This window comes from Desulfovibrio sp. 1214_IL3152, assembly GCF_036763055.1.
GTDB lineage: Bacteria > Desulfobacterota > Desulfovibrionia > Desulfovibrionales > Desulfovibrionaceae > Desulfovibrio.
Genome location: NZ_JBAIYW010000046.1, coordinates 1 through 1,828 on the forward strand (window position 1 = coordinate 1; position 1,828 = coordinate 1,828).

Here is a 1,828-nt window from a genome sequence, read left to right on the forward strand (position 1 = left end):
CGCCCCACCGTGCGGCAGGGCGTTCTGCCACGGACAGGAAAACATGCAGGCGGGCCGCGCGGCAGCGCAGATAAACCGGCATTCCCAACTGCGCCAATCGCGTAACGGCAGGATTGCGTGGGCAGACGCGCCAAACCCCTTGCCATGAATCGGAAATTTTCGTGAACCGTGCGGCCGCTGCAGGAAAAACCGGGCTAAAGCAAACGGCTGGACTTGCCGAAAATCCCTGGCGGGTGCATTCCGCTCCAGCGGGCGAAAAAATCCCCGTCCAAAGCGGTTCCGGAGTAAAAGGTCTAAAAAAAATCTTGAAAATTTGCCCCACTCGTTGCATTCTCCGCCCCAGAGCCTTATGCGACTGTGGCGGTGCTGCCGTCATGGCCGGCGCTTTTTTGCGCCCTGCGTTCCGGCACTACTTGCGGCGATTTGTGAAAACCAAGGCTGCTGCGCACTTATGGAGAACCTTATGGAATTCAGCTTTTTTTCAATGATTGCCCAGGCAAGCCTGGTAGCCAAGGCAGTGCTGGCGCTTCTGGTGGTCATGTCCATCACCAGCTGGGGCCTGATGATTCAAAAGTTTTTTGCCCTCAGCGCCGCCAACAACAAGGCCCTTGAAGGCACCACCGGATTCGAGAAGGCCCCCAACCTGCGCGAAGCCGTGCAGTCTCTGGGGTCCGACCCGTCTTCACCCCTTTATTACATCGCCCATCAGGGCGTACTGGAATTTAACCGTTCCAAAGAGCTTGGCAACAGCAGCGAAGTGGTGGTGGACAACGTTCGCCGCGCGCTGCGCCAGGGTGTGGGCAGCGAACTGGCACGCTTGCAGCGTTCGCTCTCCCTTCTGGCTACCACGGCCAACACCGCGCCCTTTATCGGTCTTTTCGGCACTGTCTGGGGCATCATGAGCTCCTTCCACTCCATCGGCATGCTCAAGTCCGCCTCGCTGGCGACGGTGGCCCCGGGCATTTCTGAAGCCTTGGTGGCGACCGCCATCGGTCTGGCCGTTGCCGTTCCCGCCACCATCGGCTTCAACATTTTTATGGGCAAGCTTTCGCAGGTGGACACCCTGCTTGTGAATTTCGCGGGCGTTTTTCTGAACCGCGTACAGCGCGAACTCAACGCCCACCGTCCCGTGCAGCGCACGGGCACAACGGAGATGTAACATGGGCGCCAGTGTCGGCAACGGCAACAAATTCGTTTCGGAAATCAACGTCACGCCCTTTGTGGACGTCATGCTGGTGCTGCTTATCATCTTTATGGTAGCCACCCCCATGATGAGCCAGGGGCTTGAGGTAGATCTGCCGCAAACCACACAGGTGGAAGTGCTGCCCACAGAAGCGGACCATATGGTGCTGACAGTGCGCAGTGACGGCAAGATATACCTGGACGAATACGGCGTTGACAATATGGAAGACCTTGAGGGCTATCTGCAGCGTCTGGTCAAAGAAAAAAATAAAACACTCTTCCTCCAGGCCGACAAGGCCGTGCCGTACGGCACAGTGGTGGAAGTGATGGGACATATCAAGGCCGTCGGCATTGAAAAGCTCGGCGTGATCGCCGAACAGCCCGATGAAGCCCCGGCCAAGGGCGGCAAAAACGCCCCGGCCCGTGCCCCGAAGTAGGTTCCTATGCGCCTGGCCTCCTACGTTCTTTCCCTGTGCCTGCACCTGGCGGTTTTTCTGCTTATCTGGTTCTGGCCCAGCTCTCCACCCATACGGCTGGACGCGCCGCCTGTGATGATCAGTCTTGTGGAAGGCGCGCCGGGCGGTAACCGCACGCCGTCTCCCATTCTCGGGCATATGGGCGCGCCGGAGATCGGAAGATCACACGC

At 58.8% G+C, this 1,828-nt stretch carries 2 protein-coding genes and 1 pseudogene; all 3 read left to right on the top strand.

Annotated elements, in window-relative coordinates:
• Window positions 1-463: 463 nt before the first annotated feature.
• Window positions 464-1,159, top strand: a complete 696-nt coding sequence (locus tag V6C07_RS00880) for a MotA/TolQ/ExbB proton channel family protein (protein ID WP_333534511.1) — start codon at window positions 464-466, stop codon at window positions 1,157-1,159.
• A gap of 1 nt (window position 1,160) precedes the next feature.
• Window positions 1,161-1,619 (top strand): protein TolR, encoded by a 459-nt coding sequence (gene tolR, locus V6C07_RS00885; protein ID WP_012624493.1) that lies wholly within the window; start codon window positions 1,161-1,163, stop codon window positions 1,617-1,619.
• Window positions 1,620-1,625: 6 nt separating this feature from the next.
• Window positions 1,626-1,828 (top strand): annotated as a pseudogene (locus V6C07_RS00890) (cell envelope integrity protein TolA); the annotation flags it as partial.

Coding starts and splice junctions, on each gene's coding strand:
- V6C07_RS00880 (WP_333534511.1), top strand. CDS start 464: ATGGAATTCAGCTTTTTTTCAATGATTGCCCAGGCAAGCCTGGTAGCC.
- tolR (WP_012624493.1), top strand. CDS start 1,161: ATGGGCGCCAGTGTCGGCAACGGCAACAAATTCGTTTCGGAAATCAAC.